Here is a 15,855-nt window from a genome sequence, read left to right as displayed (position 1 = left end):
CGGGACGGATAAAGTCAAATCCCCGAGTCAAATCCCAGGCGTCTCAGCCGCCCCCGGTCAATCGACGGCGGCCTCGATCGCCGTCATGTCGTCATCGGACATTCCGAAATGATGGCCGATCTCGTGGATCAGGACGTGGCGGACGATGTGGCCGAGGCTCTCGTCGTGCTCGGCCCAGTAGTCCAGGATCGGACGACGGTAGAGCCAGATCATGTTGGGCAGGCGCGGCAGGTCGTCATTGCTGCGAAACGGCAGTCCGGTGCCCTGGAACAGGCCGAGCAGGTCGAACTCGCTCTCGGCCTCCATCTCGTCGAGCACCTCCTCGGTCGGGAAGTCGTCGACCCGGATGACGACACCCTCGCACATGGTGCGGAAATGGTCCGGCAGACGCTCGAACATCTCATGCGCCATGGCTTCCATGTCGGCGAGCGAGGGGGCTTTCAGATCTGTCCACATTGCCGCCTTCTAGCCCGGCTTTGATCGCCTTGCATCCTAGTTCTATGACATTTGTCGCGGTTGCCGTTGACGCGGGAAGTGAAAACGGCGACCGTCTCGCCGCGCGATTTGAGTTTTGGGGGACGCATGAGACGGATGTCGATGGTGCTGGCCGGGACGGCGCTGGCGGCGACGGTCGTGATCTCGATCTCTGCCGGGGCAAAGGCCGAGCAGAGGTCTGTGGCGCAGCTCGGAATGACCGAGAGCGATGTGAGCACGGATGTCTCGGCGCAGCGTCGCCTGAAGCGCATTCCCATCTACCCCCGCGAGGAGGGGCACTGGCAGCCGGATGTGGCGCCACGCTATAATCCGGGGCCGAATGCGGTGCGCGTGTGCGATGCGAACTATGTCGAGGAGCACCGGCCGAGCGGGACCGTGATCGTGCCGCATATGAGCTGCTATTGGCGGCGCGGCTGACCGTCAGCCTGGTCGTCGTGAGCTTCGTCTCGCGGCCAGCGGGGAACGGCGTCACCAGATGTATGCAGGCGCGGTAGCGTGACCATCGTGACACAGTGCCGATATGTCGCGTGACGCCGCGGAACCGCAGAGCGTCACCGGCATTCTGCTCGTGGCGCAGGTCTTCATGTCCCATTCACGTCGCTCGTTCGAGATTGATCTGCGTCGCGCTGCGGCGGCCGCCATCAGCCAGCTGGCAAGGCGGCGCACGGTGCCCGACGTGATGTCAGGCGATCGAAGGAGAAGTCCATGACTGTGACGAAGCTGTTGGGCATCGCGGCGGTTGGCGCCGTTCTGGCGCTGGCTGCGCCAGCCGAACGCGCGCAGGCGCTGTCGCTCATCAATCCCGGCGCCGCGACGGCGGTGCAGCAGGGCACGACACAGGAAACCACTCAGGCCCATTGGCACGGCCGTGGCCATTGGCATCCGCGGCGCCATTACTATCCCCGGCATCACTGGCATCCGCATCGCTGGCACCGTCATCACGGCCGTTGGTGAGCCGCGCGCTCGCCTCATCGGCCATGATCGAAATCAAACAGGCCCGCTTGGCGGGCCTGTACGTTGATGGTGGGCTGGCAATGGGGGTCTGCCATGAAAGCGTCCATCAACAAAACCTGGCTTGGGATCGGCATCGTCACGGTGGCGATGTTGCTTGCAAGTTCCGCCGCGACCTCTCCTGCCGTGGCCGCTACGGCTGAGCGGGCATTGAGCCGGACAGCAACTGCGACGGATTTCGCCGCGGGGCGGCAACTCCATCCGCGGAAGCCCGGCGGGTCGACAGCGACAGTACCACACTACTATGGCCGTCCCACAGACTATGCGCCGGCCTATCCACCGGGCCCCTTCGTCCTGTTCACGCCGATGTTCGATTGAAGCTTGATAGGGGCCGCGAACGACGCGCAAGGATCGTTCGATCGGTGGAGTGCTGGAGGATCGGCGCTTTCGCGACAGTGCACCGCAGGGTCCATCGACTAACGACGGAACTTATCCTCTCGCGTCGTGCCGCGACGCCACGCCGCAGATGCGCGCCGCCGTGCATCATCGACGTGCATCATTCATGCCGCATTCACGTCGCTATCTCTACGTTCATGTTTGGGGTGCGCCAATCCACCGATCGGACGACCAGCATCGGCGCTGCATGGGTCCATCGTTGCACAGCATTCAGGGAGAAGGGACCATGATGAGGATGAAAGACCAGCGGGCTGGTCTTGCTCGTCGCCTCAGTCTTGCGGCGGCAGCATTGTTCGTATTGGCGGGCGCGGCCGGTCGGCCGGCGCTCGCGATGTCGCCAGTCAGCCCTGACGCTCGGCCTACGCCACAGGCGCCGTCCAACGCGATGACGGTCCAGGTGCGTGGCCCGGGTGGCGGTGGCGGTCATGGTGGCGGAGGTGGTGGCGGTCATGGTGGCGGTGGTGGCTTCCACGGCGGTGGCGGAGGTGGTTTCCACGGCGGCGGTGGTGGCGGCTTCCACGGCGGCGGTGGCGGCCCGGCGTTCCATGGCGGCGGCGCGATGTTCAGAGGCGGCGGCGGTCCGGCCTTTCATGGTGGCGGCGGTCACGCCTTCGGAGGTGGTGGCCCGCGTCCTATGTTCCACGGTGGCGGTCCGGCGTTTCACGGTGGCGGCGGCTATCATCGTCCGCACTATGCCTATCGGCCGTACTTCCATCATCATCGCCGTCACTTCTACGGCTATCGAAGCTACTATTATCCGACCTATACGACAGGTTACTACTATCCCTACCGCCGTTGCCGCGTCGTCTTGACCTATCACGGGCCGCGGCGCATCTGCCACTATCGGCATTGGCAGCGGCATCATTGGTACGGCCATCACCGGTACCATCATCGTCATCACCGCCACTACTACTGACGACGATGAGATCGTGAACGAAACATGGAAGGACGCCCGACGGCGTCCTTCTCTCGTTTCGGCAGTGTGACTCTGCGGCTGCCGTTCAGAGCCAGTCCTTGAACTGCCAGTTCTTCATGGTCAGCTTCCAGGGCACCAGCGTTTCCAGGCGCCACTTTGCAAAGCGCCCGGGCGGCCAGTTCGACAACCGCCGCTCCTCTTTCGGTGCTTCGGGCTTGGCGATGATCTTGGCCGGCGGCGTTCGTCGCCGCTGACGCGTCGCGTCACTGATGAGGTCGACGAATTCCGGCTTGTTGGCCATCACAGGCTCCCGACACGTTCCCTCTCAGACGCAGCGTGCATCTGGCGGTAGAATTGTGCGCGATGAGATTTAAGAAGCCCTTGTCGAGCTGCGTCGATGTTTAGAAAAAAAGACAACGCGGCGGCTTCGTCGAAACCACCGCGTTGTCGCAGGACGGTCGCCGTGCAGCTTCGCTGCAGCAGCGAGATGAAGCTTACCGCCAGTCGCGCACGTCCACGAAGTGGCCGGCGATCGCGGCCGCCGCGGCCATTGCGGGCGACACCAGATGGGTGCGGCCCTTGAAGCCCTGGCGTCCCTCGAAGTTGCGGTTCGAGGTCGAGGCGCAGCGCTCCTCCGGAGCGAGCTTGTCGGGGTTCATGGCGAGGCACATCGAGCAGCCCGGCTCACGCCATTCGAAGCCGGCCTTGACGAAGATCTTGTCCAGGCCTTCCGCCTCGGCCTGTTCCTTGACGATGCCCGAGCCCGGCACGACCATCGCGTTGACATGGGCGCTGACGGTCTTGCCTTCGGCGATCTTGGCGGCGGCGCGCAGATCCTCGATGCGGCCGTTGGTGCAGGAGCCGATGAAGACGCGGTCGAGCTTGATGTCGGTGATCTTCGTGCCCGCGGTCAGGCCCATATATTTCAGCGCGCGATGCTTCGACAGCCGCTTGGCTTCGTCGGCGATCTTGTCCGGATCCGGCACCGCGCCCGTCACCGAGATCACGTCCTCGGGCGAGGTGCCCCAGGTCACGATGGGCGGCAGCTTGGCGGCGTCGAGCCGGAGCTCGTGGTCGAAATGGGCGCCCTCGTCGGAGCGCAGCGTCTCCCAGTAGCGCATCGCCGCATCCCAGGCCGCGCCCTGTGGCGCCTTCGGCCGGCCGCGCAGGAAGTCGAACGCCTTCTGGTCAGGCGCAACGAGACCGGCGCGGGCGCCGCCCTCGATCGACATGTTGCAGACCGTCATGCGGCCTTCCATCGACAGCGCGCGGATCGCCTCGCCGGCGTACTCCAGCACATAGCCGGTGCCGCCTGCGGTGCCGATCTCGCCGATGATGGCGAGGATGATGTCCTTGCCCGTCACGCCGTCCGGCAGGATGCCGTCGACCGTGACGCGCATGTTCTTCGCCTTCTTCTGGATCAAGGTCTGCGTCGCCAGCACGTGCTCGACCTCGGAGGTACCGATGCCGTGCGCCAGCGCGCCGAACGCACCGTGCGTCGAGGTGTGGCTGTCACCGCACACGATGGTGGTGCCGGGCAGCGTGAAGCCCTGCTCCGGGCCGATGACGTGGACGATGCCCTGCCGACGGTCGAACTCGTTGTAATATTCGATGCCGAATTCCTTGGCGTTATCGGCCAGCGCCTTGATCTGCTCGATGCTCTCCGGATCCGGATTGGGCTTGGAGCGGTCGGTGGTCGGCACGTTGTGATCGACCACGGCGAGCGTCTTCTCCGGCGCATGGACCTTGCGGCCAGTCGCGCGCAGGCCTTCGAACGCCTGCGGCGAGGTGACTTCGTGGACCAGGTGGCGGTCGATGTAGAGCAGGCAGGTGCCGTCCTCGGCTTCGTGCACCAGATGGTCGTTCCAGATCTTGTCGTACAGCGTGGTCGGTTTCGACATGAGCGAATGCTCCCGGGAAAGTGGTTTTGAAACAGGACGCGTGAGGGACACGCGGGAACAGGCAAGGAGAGTGGCGCTGCGGCTTACAGCGCGCGCCTAAGCTCTGATGTCGCCGAGGTGGCGAAACGTCCGAAGAAGCGCCCGGGCAGCCGGCGGCGATCGTCGATGACGACGCGGCGGCAGGCCATGCTGGTACGATCTAGAACCATTCGAGGGCGTTATATAGCATGCAGCGGCGGGAGTGCGAGATGCGTTTGTCGCAGTGAGGATCCCTCCGTGTCATTCCGGGATGCGTCGAAGACGCGAACCCGGAATCTGGAGGTCATCAAGCCATCTCGTCATTCCGGGTTCAGCCCCTTCGGGGCTGCCCCGGAATGACGGCATCGCAAAAACAAAAAAGCGCGGGGCCAGCCCGCGCTTTCCGTCAATCCAATGGAAGCAACGATTACTCGTTGACCGCGGTCTGCTGCCGATCCTGCTTCTCGACGATGCGGGCCGACTTGCCGCGCAGCTGGCGCAGATAATACAGCTTGGCGCGACGCACCTTGCCGCGGCGCACGACCTTGATCGAATCGATCATCGGGGACAGGATCGGGAACACGCGCTCGACGCCCTCGCCGTAGGAGATCTTGCGGACCGTGAAGCTCTCGTTGATGCCGCCGCCGGAGCGGCCGATGCAGACGCCCTCATAGGCCTGCACGCGGGTACGGTCGCCTTCGACCACCTTCACGTTGACGATCACGGTGTCGCCCGGGCCAAACTCCGGAATGGTCTTGTTGGCGGACAGCTTGTCGAACTGCTCTTTTTCGAGCTGCTGGATCAGGTTCACGGGTAAATCTCCATCGGCGGCGCGCCCAGCCGGTTTCGCGGGCTGCGCTTGTTCCTGCCGTCACTTGCGGAATTGCGCGCTCGTATAAGGCATTGCGCGGCGCTTGTCACCCGTCTGTCGTGCTTTTTGGCGCATTTTGGCCGGGCCCCTTTTGTTCTCCGTCCTGTCGCGCGCGCCGCTCGGCCCAGAGATCCGGCCGTCGCGCCTCAGTGAGGGCCTCGGCCTGCGCGCGCCGCCAAGCTGCGACCTTGGCGTGATCGCCCGAGGTGAGGACATCCGGGATGGTGCGACCCTCGAACAGCTGAGGGCGGGTATATTGCGGGTATTCCAGTAGGTCGTCGGAGAAGCTCTCGTCGGTGCCCGATTCGAGCTTGCCCATCACGCCCGGTAGCAGCCGGACGCAGGCATCGATCAGCACCAGCGCTGCAATCTCTCCGCCTGACAGAACGTAGTCGCCGATCGAGACCTCGACCAGCTCACGCGCGTCGATGACGCGCTGGTCGATGCCTTCGAACCGGCCACAGACGATCAATGGGCCCGGGCCGTCGGCCAAGTTGCGGACCATCGCCTGGGTCAATGGCCGACCGCGCGGGCTCATCAGCAGCCGCGGCCTCTCCGGCGCGATGCCGGCAGCGTCGATCGATGCCGCCAGCACGTCGGCGCGCAGCACCATGCCCGGGCCGCCGCCAGCCGGGGTGCCATCGACGCTGCGGTGCTTGTCCGTCGCGGAAGCCCGGATGTCACGCGCCTCCAGGCTCCAGAGTCCGGCGCTCAGCGCCCGGCCGGCCAGGCTGACGCCGAGCGGCCCCGGGAACATCTCGGGGAATAGGGTCAGCACGGTCGCGCGCCAGGGCGCGGCGGGAGGCGAAGTGGTCATGTCGCTCTGTTACGGCACCAGCGCGGTGAGATCGAGCCCCTGCATCAGGGCCGCCGCCTCGACTGCGCGCGGCAGCTCGGCCAGGGCGAAGCGGGTGACGATGATGCTGGACAGATCGAGCAGCCGCTCGCGCGCCAGCATCGCCAGGTCTCCTGGTGCCGTGCGATCGTACATGAACTGCCCGACCACCTCCCAGTCGTTCGCCAGCATCTCGCCGAACGAGAGGGGAAGCGGCGCGGTGGCGCTGCCCATCAGCACCAGCCGGCCGCCGCGCCGGAGCGCCCGCAAGGTCGAGAGCGTCGTCGATGTGCTGCTGGCCTGGCCGAGCAGATCGAGCGCGACATCGGCCCCGCCGCACGCGGCATGGCGGATCGTGGCGGTGTCCGTGGCCGGGTCATCGCCGGTGACCACGGCCGGAATGACGCGCGGGCCGAGCGTCTCGGCCAACGCTTGCAGCGCCTCACGCTTGCGTCCGACCGCCACGATCCGGCCCGCCCCCATCGCGACTGCGAGCAGCACCGCGCCTGCGCCGAAATAGCCGGTCGCGCCGTTGATGATGACGGTCTGGCCGCCGCGCAGGTTGAGCCGCTGCAGTCCGCCGAACGGCACGACCAGCTTGGCAAGTCCCAGCAGCTCGGTGACAGGCCGGTCATCGAGCCCGGCAAGCGGTGTCACGCAGGAGGCGGGCCAATGGGTGATTTCGGCGAACACGCCGTCGCGCCAGCGGCTCTGCAGGCCGAGCGCCGCCGCGCTGCCGCCCATGGCTGTCAGCCCGATCAGGATTTGTGGCGGCTCGGAATCCGGCACGTCGGCGCGCAGATGCGGGCTGAGGAAGACGAGATCGCCGGGCCGGACATGACCCACCTGCGCACCCGCCTCCACCACGCGACCGACCGCATTGGTGCCTGGCACGAACGGCATCGGCGGCAGGGCGTAGGGCAGGGTGCCGGCGATGATCTTGTCCATGTAGGACAGCATGGCGGCGGCTTCGATCCGCACCACGACGCCGTCAGGCGCGGCGTGCGCCGTGTCGACGTCTTCGAAGCGGAGATCGTGGGGCGCGTGCAGCCGCCAGGCTTTGTGGGTTGCCATCGGAATGCTCCGGTTCGCTATGGGCGAGGATTATAGCTCCGCTGTCGTCCGGGCCAAGCGCAGTGCGCGCCGGAACCCATCATCCCCAGCGCTCGTCGTGAAACATGCTGTGGCTACAGCTGGCCGAACAATGTGCAGCTATGGGGCGCCGCGTTCGCGGGGACGGCGAGCGGAGGATGTGGCGGCAGCGTCGCTCTCCTGACCGCCGCCATCGTGCTCGTCGCCTTCAATTTCGGTCGGCAGCTCGATGATCACGCGGCCGCCCGCGATGTCGACGGTCGGCACGACGGCGTTGGTGAACGGCAGCAGCAGCGTGCTGCCGGTGGGCGGCGCGATCTCGATGATGTCGCCGGCGCCGAAATTATGGATCGCGAGGACGCGGCCGAGCGGGGCGCCGGCCGTGGTCTCGGCGGCCAGACCGATCAGGTCGGCGTGGTAGTATTCATCGTCATCGGTCTCGGGCAGGCGATCCCTGGACACGTAGAGCTCGAGCCCGTTGAGCCGTTCGGCCGCGGTGCGGTCGGTGACGCCCTTGATGGTCGCAACGACATGGTCCTTGGCCTCACGCGCTTTCGCGACCTCGAACGAGCGGGTGCCGTCCTTGGTGGTGAGCGGGCCATAGTGCAAAACAGCCAGCGGATCTTCGGTGAAGGTCCACAGCCGAACTTCGCCGCGCACGCCGTGCGCTGCGCCGATCCTGGCGACGCAGATCAGCTTGGACATCAGCGGGCCTCGTCCTTCGCGACGCGCGCAAGCGCGCGCTCCTCAGGACGAGGAGCCAAATCCTCGTGCTGAGGAGCACGGCGATAGCCGTGCGTCTCGAAGCATGAGGCCACGTTCGTCAAGGATCTTAGCCCTTGGCGGCGGCTTCGGCCTGCGCCTTGCGCTCCTTGCGCGGCACGGCCTTGATCGGGTTCTGGCGCGCGTCGCGCTTCTTGACGCCGGCGGCATCGAGGAAGCGGGCGACGCGGTCGGACGGCTGTGCGCCCTTGGCGAGCCAGGCCTTCACCTTCTCCATGTCGAGCTTCAGGCGGGCCTCGTTGTCCTTCGGCATCAGCGGATTGAAGTGGCCGAGGCGCTCGATGAAGCGGCCGTCACGCGGAAAGCGCGAGTCGGCGACGACGACGTGATAGACCGGGCGCTTCTTGGTGCCGGCACGGGCGAGACGGATGACGACGGACATGAAAGTTCTCCTGAGTGTGGTGTGATTGAAGTGTTGGTCAAGCCGTCATTCCGGGGCGAGGCGAAGCCTCGAGCCCGGAATCCATACTCACGATCGTGGTTATGGATTCCGGGCTCGCGCTCCGCGCGCCCCGGAATGACGAATGGAAAGAGGAGCGTGTGACCCTCATTATTTCTTCTTCCCCGGAGGCAGGCCGAGGCCGGGCAGCGTCGGCTTACCGCTGAGGCCGGTGAGGCCTGGCAGATTCGGCAGGCCGCCGCGCAGGCCAGCGGGCAGATCCTTCGGCAGGTTCGGCAGACCACCGCTGGGCAGGCCGCCCGGCATCTTCTCCGCCAGCGCCTTGAGCTGATCGGGCGAGGGCATGCCGCCACCGCCGCCGAAGCCCATGGCCTGGGCGATGCCGGCCAGCGGGCCGCGCTTGCCTGAGCCCATGGCCTTCATCACGTCGGCCATGTTCCGGTGCATCTTGAGCAGCTTGTTGACGTGCTCGACGCTCTGGCCCGAGCCGGCGGCGATGCGCTTCTTGCGGCTCGCCTTGAGCAGGTCGGGATGCTTGCGCTCCTCGCGGGTCATCGAATCAATGATGGCGACCTGACGCTTGAGGATCTTGTCGTCGATGCCGGCGGCCGCGATCTGGTTCTTCATCTTCGAGATGCCGGGCATCATGCCCATCAGCCCGCCGATGCCGCCCATCTGCGCCATCTGCTGCAGCTGCTCGCGCATGTCGTTGAGGTCGAACTGGCCCTTGCGCATCCGCTCGGCGGCGCGCGCGGCCTTCTCGGCGTCGATATTGGCGGCGGCCTTCTCGACCAGCGAGACGATGTCGCCCATGCCGAGGATGCGGCCGGCGATGCGCGAGGGATAGAAGTCCTCGAGCGCGTCGGTCTTTTCGCCGGTGCCGAGCAGCTTGATCGGCTTGCCGGTGACCGCGCGCATCGACAGCGCCGCGCCGCCGCGGCCGTCGCCGTCGATACGCGTCAGCGCGATGCCGGTGAGGCCGACGCGCTGGTCGAAGGCGCGGGCGAGATTGACCGCGTCCTGGCCGGTCAGCGAATCCGCGACCAGCAGCACCTCGTGCGGGTTGGCGACCGCCTTGATCTCGGCGGCCTCCTTCATCATGTCCTCGTCCAGCGTGGTGCGGCCGGCGGTGTCGAGCAGAACCACGTCATAGCCGCCGAGCTTGGCGGCCTCGATGGCGCGGCGCGCGATCTGCGGCGGCATCTGGCCGGCGACGATCGGCAGGGTCGGGATGTCGAGGTCGCGGCCGAGCACCGCGAGCTGCTCCATGGCGGCCGGACGATAGACGTCGAGCGAGGCCATCAGCACCTTGCGCTTGTCGCGCTGGACCATGCGGCGGGCGAGCTTGGCGGTGGTGGTGGTCTTGCCGGAGCCCTGCAGGCCGACCATCATGATCGGCACCGGCGGCACGGCGTTGAGGTCGATGGTCTGGCCGTCGTCGCCGAGCGTCTTGACCAGCTCGTCATGGACGATCTTCACGACCATCTGGCCGGGGGTGACCGACTTGACGACGGTGGCGCCGATCGCCTGCTCGCGCACGCGCTCGGTGAAGCTGCGGACGACCTCGAGCGCGACGTCGGCCTCGAGCAGCGCCCGGCGGACCTCGCGCATCGCGGCGTCGACATCAGCCTCCGACAGGGAGCCGCGCCCCGTCAGCCGATCGAGAATTCCGCCAAGCCGTTCCGACAGATTGTCGAACAATGCCGTTATCCTTTGCCCTTGTCGGGGCGCTCGCTATGTTTCTCACCGTCATGCCCCGCGCAGGCGGGGCATCCAGTACGCCGCGGCATCTCGGTGGAACCGCGCCGTCCCGGAGTACTGGATCACCCACTGGAGCCTGCCCTCGGGCGAGCCGAAGGCGAGACCCGGGGGCGGGTGATGACAGCGTGTGTTTCAGCAGATGGCGCCGAAACGGAAATTCCAAACAATTTTGCGCCCGAGGGCGCACAGCGCTGTCGGGCGTTGACCTCCGGCCTCCAGGGCCGGGCGGTGGCTCGAAAAGATGTCACTTTCCGAAATTCGGCCGGGTTAAACCCCCGCGGACATGAAAAGTCAAGGAAACTTGCTCCGCGGCCTCCCGTTGCCGGGCCTCGAGGGGCTGCTTAAGTCGTGTCGCAGTTGAGCTTTCCCGCCAAGCGAGGACGACATTGCTGCGCCGTTCCAGGACCTATTCCGGCCCCGTCACCGACCATTTCGACGGCAAGCGCTTCTACGATCCCGACGGCGTTCCGCCCAAATCCCTCGCCCAGGTGCTGCGCTGGCAGTTCGACCGCTCCGAGAAGCGGGCGAAATGGCCGGCTTGGGCACCGAGTCCGCATGCTGACACCCCGCCGCACGCGGTCGATGGTGAGCAGGTGCGGCTGTCCTTCATCGGCCATGCCAGCTGGCTGGTCCAGACCGGCGGGCTCAACATCCTGGTCGACCCGGTGTGGTCGGAGCGCGTGTCGCCGTTCGCGTTCGCCGGCCCCCGGCGGCACAACGAGCCGGGCATCGCCTTCGAGGCGCTGCCTCGCATCGACGTCGTTCTGGTCTCGCATGGGCATTACGATCATCTCGACATCCGGACCTTGTCGAAGCTGACCGCGCGCTTTTCTCCGCGAGTCGTGACGCCGCTTGGCAACGATCTCACCATGACCCAGGCGAATTCGAAGATCCGCGCCGAGGCCTATGACTGGCACGACCGCGTGACCTTGAACGAGGAGGTTGCGGTGACCCTGGTGCCGACGCGGCACTGGTCCGCGCGCGGCCTGTTCGACCGCAACAAGGCGCTGTGGGCGAGCTTCGTGCTGGAGACGCCGCGGGGCAGGCTCTACATCGTCTGCGACTCCGGCTATGGCACGGGTGCGCATTTCCGCCATGTCGCGGAAGCGCACGGGCCGCTGCGGCTGGCGATCCTGCCGATCGGCGCCTATGAGCCGCGCTGGTTCATGCGCGACCAGCACATGAATCCCGAAGATGCCGTGCAGGCCCTGCAGGATTGCGGCGCAGAGAGCGCGCTGGCGCATCACCACGGCACCTTCCAGCTCACCGACGAGGCGATCGACGCGCCGGTGCATGCGCTGCACAGCGCGCTCGATCAGGCCGGTATCCCGCGGGAACGGTTCGGCGTGCTCAAGCCAGGGCAGGTGGTGGAGATTTAGCATTCCGCTGTCATTGCGAGCGAAGCGAAGCAATCCAGAATCCTGCGCGTGACCTTGGATTGCCTCGCTTCGCTCGCAACGACGAAAGGCCTAGACTACGGCCCCGGCTTGATCGCCCAGGTCACGTTGACGGTGATCGACAGCGTCTCTTCGCCCTGCGCCACGGGCGTCGGCGTTCCGGCCATCGGCGCAGCGAAGGTCTTGGCGCGGAACACCGGCGCCGGCGTGCCGTCCTCGGAGATGCTCAAGGGCTGGCCCAGCGTGACGCCGGCCGCCTTGGCGTAGATCTCGGCCTTGCGGCGGGCATCAGCGACCGCCTTCTCGCGCGCCTGGTCGAGCAGCTTGGACGGCTCGGCGACGGTGAAATAGATGTTGCCGACGTCGTTGGCGCCGGCGCCCACCAACGTATCGATCACGCCGGCGACCTTGGCGACGTCGCGCACCTTGATGGTGACGCGGTTGCTGGCGCGATATCCGACCACGGTCGCCTGACCCGGCCGGTTCGCCGCATATTGCGGCTGCAGCGACAGCCGCGCGGTCTGGACATCCTTGTCGTCGATCCCGGCGGTCTTCAGCGCCTGCAGCACCTTGGCCATGGCGGCGTTGTTGGCCTCGGCGGCCTCGCGCGCGGTCTTGGCATCGGAGGCCACACCCGCGTCGATCTGCGCCAGATCGGGCGGCGCCGACACGCTGGCCTCGCCGCTCACGGTGATCGCCGGCGTGTCCAAGCGCGCACCGTCCTGCGCCAGCGCCGGCATTGCGGCGCAGGCTGCGAGCGCAGCCGCGACAATCGATCTGGTGATCATGGCTCTCATTTCAGCGGCACATAGACGTTGATGACGAGCTTGTCCTCGGCCGTCTTCAGAGGGTCGGTCAGATATTCCTCGATGAAGGTGTCCTTGGCTTCCAGCCTGCGCTCGTCGAGGTGGTTGGTGATCGCCTCGTAGGTGTTGTCCATGTTGTCGTAGGAGCCGCGATGAACGAACTTCAGCGCCTTGCCCTCAGGCGACTGGCCGATGCTCATGCCCTTGCCGAGTGTCTTCGGCTCCTGCTCGACCGGGATCTCGGCCAGGAAAGTGAAGCCGGTGTCGTCGGTCGAGGTGTAGACGATCATGCCGTTGCCGACTGGCTTCACGCCCTGCTTGTCCAGCATCGTTGACAGCGCCTTGAACGAATCGATCAGGGTGTCGAAGGCGTTGTCCCAATTGGCGGTGCCCTTGACGAGAACGACCTTCTTCGCCTCGAGCTTGATCTCGTCGCCGAAGGCATCTGCGGTCGGGGCTGGCGCGGCGGCCGGCGGTGTCGCCGGTGCCTGGGCGGCGGCCGGCGACGATGATGGCGCGGGGCTCGCGCTGGCGGCAGGGGCAGGGGTGGCCGACGCCGCGGGGGCCGGGGTCGCGCTCGGGGCCGGAGCCGGCGTGGCTGAAGCCACCGGAGCCGGCGAGGCCGACGGCGCCTGAGCCTGGACGCCGGCGGCGCCGAGTGCCAAGGCGACCGCGCTCACGGCCAGAACGAGGCGGAAAGTGCTGAGATTCATTCGACTGTTCTCCAGAGGCCCTGCTGCTCTGCCCGGTTCTTGCCGGCGAATGGCCGGTTACCTAACATGCCGGCCCGCGTGCCGTCCCATGACAGATGCGTCATGCCCCTCTGCAGGCTGGTCAATGCCGCGCCGTTCGCCATATAAAGCGGACACAATTTGGATATTTTCATGAGCGCGCTCGCCAATCATGCCTTCGCCAAGATGAACGGGATCGGTAACGAGATCGTCGTTCTCGATCTGCGCGATGTGAAGCATGTCGTCACGCCCGACGAGGCGCGAGCGGTGGCCTCCCGCGTTCCCTACGACCAATTGATGGTGCTGCAGCCGCCGCGGCTTGACGGCACCGAGGCCTTCATCCGCATCTACAACAATGACGGGTCGGAATCCGGCGCCTGCGGCAACGGCATGCGCTGCGTGGTCCGGCGCCTGTTCGAGGCAACCGGGCAGGCCGCCGCGACGTTCGAGACGCGGGCCGGCCTGTTGAACTGCTGGCAGGGGCCCGCGCCCGACCTCTACACGGTCGATATGGGGGTGCCGAAATTCGCCTGGCAGGACATTCCGCTGGCCGAGGAGTTCCGCGACACCCGCTACATCGAGCTGCAGATCGGGCCGATCGATGCCCCGATCCTGCATTCGCCGTCGGTCGTCAACATGGGCAATCCGCACGCGGTGTTCTGGGTCGACGACATCAACGCCTATGATCTGGAGCGGTTCGGGCCGCTTTTGGAAAACCATCCGATCTTCCCGGAGCGGGCCAACATCACGCTCGCCCATATCGTCGATCGCGACCACATCACGATGCGCACCTGGGAGCGCGGCGCCGGGCTCACCAGGGCCTGCGGCTCGGCGGCCTGCGCCACGGCCGTCGCCGCGGCGCGGCTCAAGCGCGCCAACCGTATCGTCCAGATGACGCTGCCGGGCGGCGAACTGACGATCGAGTGGCGCGAGCGCGACGATCACGTGCTGATGACGGGCACGGCGACGTTCGAATTCGAGGGGCGGTTCGAGCCACAGCTGTTCGCCAGCGTCGCATGAGCGTCGATGTCGTCACCTTCGGCTGCCGGCTCAACGCCTTCGAATCCGAGCTGATCGCGCGGCACGCAGAAGCGGCCGGTGCCGGAGACACCATCGTCATCAACAGCTGCGCGGTGACCAACGAGGCGGTGGCGCAAGCCCGGCAATCCATCCGCAAGCTGAAGCGCGAGCGCCCGTCGGCGCGCATCGTCGTGACCGGCTGCGCGGCGCAGACACAAGCAGACATGTTTGCAGCCATGGCGGAGGTCGACCGCGTCATCGGCAATGACGACAAGCTCCAGCCTGAAGCGTGGCGCGACACGGTCGAGGCCTTGGCGGCGCCCCATTTCGGCATCGATGCATCCGAGAAGGTCGCGGTCTCCGACATCATGGCCGTCAGCGAGATGGCGCCGCATCTGGTCGATGGCTTCCAGCACGGGCTGCCGCGCGTCTTCGTCCAGGTGCAGAACGGCTGCGACCATCGCTGCACCTTCTGCATCATCCCGTTCGGACGCGGCAATTCGCGCTCGGTGCCGATGGGTGCCGTCGTCGATCAGGTCCGTGCGCTGGTGGAGCGCGGCCACGCCGAGATCGTGCTGACCGGCGTCGATCTGACGAGTTATGGCGCGGATCTGCCGGGGACGCCCCGGCTCGGGCGCCTGGTGAAGCAGATCCTGCGCCACGTGCTGGAGCTGAAGCGCCTGCGCATCTCCTCGATCGATTCGATCGAGGCGGATGCCGACCTACTCGATGCGCTAGCTGATGATATCAGGCTGATGCCGCATCTGCATCTGTCGCTGCAGGCGGGCGACGACCTGATCTTGAAGCGGATGAAGCGGCGGCATTCGCGCGCTGATGCCATCGCATTCTGTCACGAGGTGCGGCGGCTGCGGCCCGACATCGTGCTTGGGGCCGATCTGATCGCGGGCTTCCCCACCGAGACCGACGAGATGTTCGCGCGCTCGCTCGACCTGGTCGAGGAGTGCGGACTGACCTTCCTGCACGTGTTTCCCTATTCACCGCGACCCGGCACGCCGGCGGCGCGGATGCCGCAGGTCGATGGCGCCGTCATCCGCGAGCGCGCGCGGCGGTTGCGGGCCGCGGGTGAAGCAGCGTTGCGGCGGCGGTTGGAGCAGGAGATCGGCTGCCAGCGCGAGGTGCTGATCGAGAGTGAGACGCAGGGGCGGACGGAGCATTATCTGCCGGTGGCGATCAGTGGCGCGCTGCCGGGCACTGTCCAGCGGTTCACGTTGTCAGGGCATGATGGGACGCGGCTGTTAGTCTAGTTTTCGCTGTCATCGCCGCGCAGGCGGGCGATCCAGTACGCCGTGACGTTTCGGTGACTCACGACCGCCGCGGCGTACTGGATCATCCGCCTGCGCGGATGATGACAGCGGTGGGTGTGGCGCGACCGCCGCGTCTCACTTGCGCCTGACGGCGCGC

At 66.5% G+C, this 15,855-nt stretch carries 19 protein-coding genes; 7 read left to right on the top strand and 12 right to left on the bottom strand.

What is annotated here, in order from left to right:
* Positions 1 to 57: 57 nt before the first annotated feature.
* Positions 58 to 456 (bottom strand): metallopeptidase family protein, encoded by a 399-nt coding sequence (locus tag LQG66_RS21875; RefSeq protein WP_231317752.1) that lies wholly within the window; start codon positions 454 to 456, stop codon positions 58 to 60.
* A gap of 135 nt (positions 457 to 591) precedes the next feature.
* Between LQG66_RS21875 and LQG66_RS21870 the strand changes: the two genes are divergently transcribed.
* The 4 genes from LQG66_RS21870 (at position 592) to LQG66_RS21855 (ending at position 2,818) form a co-directional block, all read left to right on the top strand.
* A complete protein-coding gene (locus LQG66_RS21870) occupies positions 592 to 912 on the top strand; it encodes a hypothetical protein (protein ID WP_425601350.1) in 321 nt (106 codons plus the stop codon).
* 288 nt (positions 913 to 1,200) lie between these two features.
* Entirely contained in the window at positions 1,201 to 1,449 is a 249-nt protein-coding gene (locus tag LQG66_RS21865; RefSeq protein ID WP_231317750.1) for a hypothetical protein, read from the top strand.
* Positions 1,450 to 1,542: 93 nt separating this feature from the next.
* Positions 1,543 to 1,824, top strand: coding sequence for a hypothetical protein (locus tag LQG66_RS21860; protein ID WP_231317749.1), 282 nt, complete (start codon positions 1,543 to 1,545; stop codon positions 1,822 to 1,824).
* 304 nt (positions 1,825 to 2,128) lie between these two features.
* Complete coding sequence (locus tag LQG66_RS21855) at positions 2,129 to 2,818, top strand: hypothetical protein (protein WP_231317748.1); 690 nt, start codon at positions 2,129 to 2,131, stop codon at positions 2,816 to 2,818.
* Between the two features lie 85 nt (positions 2,819 to 2,903).
* Here LQG66_RS21855 and LQG66_RS21850 read toward each other — a convergent pair whose 3' ends face one another.
* The 8 genes from LQG66_RS21850 to ffh form a co-directional block, all read right to left on the bottom strand.
* Entirely contained in the window at positions 2,904 to 3,119 is a 216-nt protein-coding gene (locus tag LQG66_RS21850; protein WP_231317747.1) for a hypothetical protein, read from the bottom strand.
* A gap of 193 nt (positions 3,120 to 3,312) precedes the next feature.
* On the bottom strand, positions 3,313 to 4,719 hold the full coding sequence (gene leuC / locus LQG66_RS21845; RefSeq protein WP_231317746.1) for a 3-isopropylmalate dehydratase large subunit: 1,407 nt from the start codon (positions 4,717 to 4,719) through the stop codon (positions 3,313 to 3,315).
* 445 nt (positions 4,720 to 5,164) lie between these two features.
* Positions 5,165 to 5,548 (bottom strand): 50S ribosomal protein L19, encoded by a 384-nt coding sequence (gene rplS, locus LQG66_RS21840; protein WP_231317745.1) that lies wholly within the window; start codon positions 5,546 to 5,548, stop codon positions 5,165 to 5,167.
* A gap of 106 nt (positions 5,549 to 5,654) precedes the next feature.
* Positions 5,655 to 6,425, bottom strand: a complete 771-nt coding sequence (gene trmD, locus LQG66_RS21835) for a tRNA (guanosine(37)-N1)-methyltransferase TrmD (RefSeq protein WP_231317744.1) — start codon at positions 6,423 to 6,425, stop codon at positions 5,655 to 5,657.
* A 9-nt stretch (positions 6,426 to 6,434) separates the two neighbouring features.
* Entirely contained in the window at positions 6,435 to 7,517 is a 1,083-nt protein-coding gene (locus tag LQG66_RS21830) for a quinone oxidoreductase family protein (RefSeq protein WP_231317743.1), read from the bottom strand.
* Between the two features lie 138 nt (positions 7,518 to 7,655).
* Positions 7,656 to 8,240 carry a ribosome maturation factor RimM gene (gene rimM, locus LQG66_RS21825; RefSeq protein ID WP_231317742.1) on the bottom strand — a complete coding sequence of 195 codons (585 nt, stop codon included), beginning with the start codon at positions 8,238 to 8,240 and terminating at the stop codon, positions 7,656 to 7,658.
* Between the two features lie 127 nt (positions 8,241 to 8,367).
* Positions 8,368 to 8,700 carry a 30S ribosomal protein S16 gene (gene rpsP / locus LQG66_RS21820; protein WP_231317741.1) on the bottom strand — a complete coding sequence of 111 codons (333 nt, stop codon included), beginning with the start codon at positions 8,698 to 8,700 and terminating at the stop codon, positions 8,368 to 8,370.
* 168 nt (positions 8,701 to 8,868) lie between these two features.
* Positions 8,869 to 10,419 (bottom strand): signal recognition particle protein, encoded by a 1,551-nt coding sequence (gene ffh, locus LQG66_RS21815; protein ID WP_231317740.1) that lies wholly within the window; start codon positions 10,417 to 10,419, stop codon positions 8,869 to 8,871.
* Positions 10,420 to 10,865: 446 nt separating this feature from the next.
* Here ffh and LQG66_RS21810 point away from each other — a divergent pair, with 446 nt between their 5' ends.
* Positions 10,866 to 11,858, top strand: coding sequence for an MBL fold metallo-hydrolase (locus tag LQG66_RS21810; RefSeq protein ID WP_231317739.1), 993 nt, complete (start codon positions 10,866 to 10,868; stop codon positions 11,856 to 11,858).
* A 95-nt stretch (positions 11,859 to 11,953) separates the two neighbouring features.
* Here the strand turns inward: LQG66_RS21810 and LQG66_RS21805 are convergent, their stop codons facing one another.
* The 3 genes from LQG66_RS21805 to LQG66_RS21795 are packed head-to-tail and all read right to left on the bottom strand — an operon-like array spanning position 11,954 to position 13,568.
* On the bottom strand, positions 11,954 to 12,664 hold the full coding sequence (locus LQG66_RS21805; RefSeq protein WP_231317738.1) for an SIMPL domain-containing protein: 711 nt from the start codon (positions 12,662 to 12,664) through the stop codon (positions 11,954 to 11,956).
* A gap of 5 nt (positions 12,665 to 12,669) precedes the next feature.
* A complete protein-coding gene (locus tag LQG66_RS21800) occupies positions 12,670 to 13,395 on the bottom strand; it encodes a GyrI-like domain-containing protein (protein ID WP_231317737.1) in 726 nt (241 codons plus the stop codon).
* A complete protein-coding gene (locus LQG66_RS21795) occupies positions 13,392 to 13,568 on the bottom strand; it encodes a hypothetical protein (protein WP_231317736.1) in 177 nt (58 codons plus the stop codon). Before LQG66_RS21795 ends, LQG66_RS21800 begins: the two co-directional genes overlap by 4 nt.
* Between LQG66_RS21795 and dapF the strand changes: the two genes are divergently transcribed.
* A complete protein-coding gene (dapF, locus tag LQG66_RS21790) occupies positions 13,567 to 14,433 on the top strand; it encodes a diaminopimelate epimerase (RefSeq protein ID WP_231317735.1) in 867 nt (288 codons plus the stop codon). The genes LQG66_RS21795 and dapF overlap by 2 nt on opposite strands.
* The gene (gene mtaB / locus LQG66_RS21785) at positions 14,430 to 15,698 is read left to right on the top strand and encodes a tRNA (N(6)-L-threonylcarbamoyladenosine(37)-C(2))-methylthiotransferase MtaB (RefSeq protein WP_231317734.1); all 1,269 of its coding nucleotides are present in this window, start codon (positions 14,430 to 14,432) and stop codon (positions 15,696 to 15,698) included. Before dapF ends, mtaB begins: the two co-directional genes overlap by 4 nt.
* Positions 15,699 to 15,855 lie beyond the last annotated feature (157 nt).

It is taken from the genome of Bradyrhizobium ontarionense (genome assembly GCF_021088345.1).
In the GTDB taxonomy this organism is placed as follows: Bacteria; Pseudomonadota; Alphaproteobacteria; order Rhizobiales; family Xanthobacteraceae; genus Bradyrhizobium; species Bradyrhizobium ontarionense.
This window is presented reverse-complemented; position numbering and strand designations above follow the sequence as displayed.